Below are 1,360 nucleotides of genomic sequence, written 5' to 3'. Positions count from 1 at the left end.
TAGTTAAACGAAATTTTCCACTCATCGGTGTTTCAATTTTAGGGGAGTATTACCGATTGAATTTAGAAGCGTCGACTTTTTTGCGGGGCGCAGCTTTTTAATACGTTCTGCGACATACAACGTAAGCTCGGATGGGGTCCCCACATTTGACGCAACAGGTGCTCGCTTCTGTGGGTACTGCTCCTCTTCCTCTTTTCGGGCGAGCTGGATAAGTAATTGCGCCAATCTGAATTTGTCTCTATAGCTCAAGCCAACCACCGCCTCAGAAAGCTCGTTGTATGTCATGTCCGTGTCTTTCATTACAGTATTTCCATCTGGCTAACGCCAAAATCAGCCGCGCGATTTTTGCGTCGGCTGCATTTTTTTGTTATGTCTTAGCCTTAAGAAAAGGTAGTATGGGAAAAGCAAAACAATAAGTGCAACTATAACTCCTAGTAGACCGGCCCATGGTGATGCAGGAATTCCGAATAAACCGTCACTGGCGAATATATAAGACGCAATAACAACAACCGACCCTATAACGATTAATATGGTATCTAGTAATTCTGAAGCTAACTTAGTTACCCAGGATTTCATTTTCCATCTCTTCAAACAGTTTTTTAAACGCCTCAGGATTTCCCGATTTTTTAGCAATTGCATCCATGATGTGGATGACCGAGTCTTCTACTAAGAAATATGCCATATCAACATTTTGCGCCCTCAATTTGTTGTATATTAGAGGATGCTTTAGCCTTAGTCTTTTTGCTGATTCTGAAGCCTTTTCAATCATACCCTGTATGATCAAAGCACCCAACGCAAAACCACACCCATTTTTGCTAGTCGACGTGCGATTACTTTCGCTGTAATTTGTGCAGTTAATTTTTTGGCAATTAGGTTTACCTACGCCGCTTGTGTAGATACACGAGATGTCATGTAGGTTGCTCCGACACCTGCTTTTTTTGCCGCCTTTTCAATAACAGAATCAGGGAGATCTCGATAGAATTCTTCTAAAATCACCTTAAGTATTTTAGTGATAGGCCCAGCATCTGTATTAGCAAACTTGATGGCATTTTCAATAATGTTAGCCACCCTCTTATTCTCAGCCATATTGGCAACTCTTGTTGCGCTTCCACTACCTCCAAAGTCCTCAAATGTTCTTCTAACCCCATATGCTAAATCAATAGGTATGGACACGACACCATCGAAAACGGCAAGTGCTATTTCTTTCGCATACATTGAATTCTCCTTTTAGACATAACATGTATTAGATCGCCTTCCACATAAGCCAATCATCGTGAAGGCGGTATAACCCGATGCGACTAAATTTTGATTGCCCGATTATACTAAAGGGATCAACCCGTTACAAGACCATACTTTTTGG

General features: G+C 41.5%; 2 protein-coding genes. Both read right to left on the bottom strand.

The genetic code is table 11. From position 1 onward, the window contains the following. Positions 1-556: 556 nt before the first annotated feature. Positions 557-769 carry a hypothetical protein gene (locus HMPREF3144_RS04705; RefSeq protein ID WP_168163057.1) on the bottom strand — a complete coding sequence of 71 codons (213 nt, stop codon included), beginning with the start codon at positions 767-769 and terminating at the stop codon, positions 557-559. Between the two features lie 110 nt (positions 770-879). Then, on the bottom strand, positions 880-1,215 hold the full coding sequence (locus tag HMPREF3144_RS04700) for a hypothetical protein (protein WP_070469819.1): 336 nt from the start codon (positions 1,213-1,215) through the stop codon (positions 880-882). Positions 1,216-1,360 lie beyond the last annotated feature (145 nt).

Origin of the sequence: Oligella sp. HMSC05A10 (assembly GCF_001808335.1) — a bacterium.
GTDB lineage: Bacteria > Pseudomonadota > Gammaproteobacteria > Burkholderiales > Burkholderiaceae_B > Oligella > Oligella urethralis.
The sequence above is the reverse complement of the archived record's forward strand: the minus strand, read 5'-3'. Positions and strand labels throughout refer to the sequence as shown.

Bases quoted from the DNA above. Each gene is read 5' to 3' on its own strand.
- HMPREF3144_RS04705 (WP_168163057.1), bottom strand. From the start codon at position 769: ATGATTGAAAAGGCTTCAGAATCAGCAAAAAGACTAAGGCTAAAGCAT.
- HMPREF3144_RS04700 (WP_070469819.1), bottom strand. From the start codon at position 1,215: ATGTATGCGAAAGAAATAGCACTTGCCGTTTTCGATGGTGTCGTGTCC.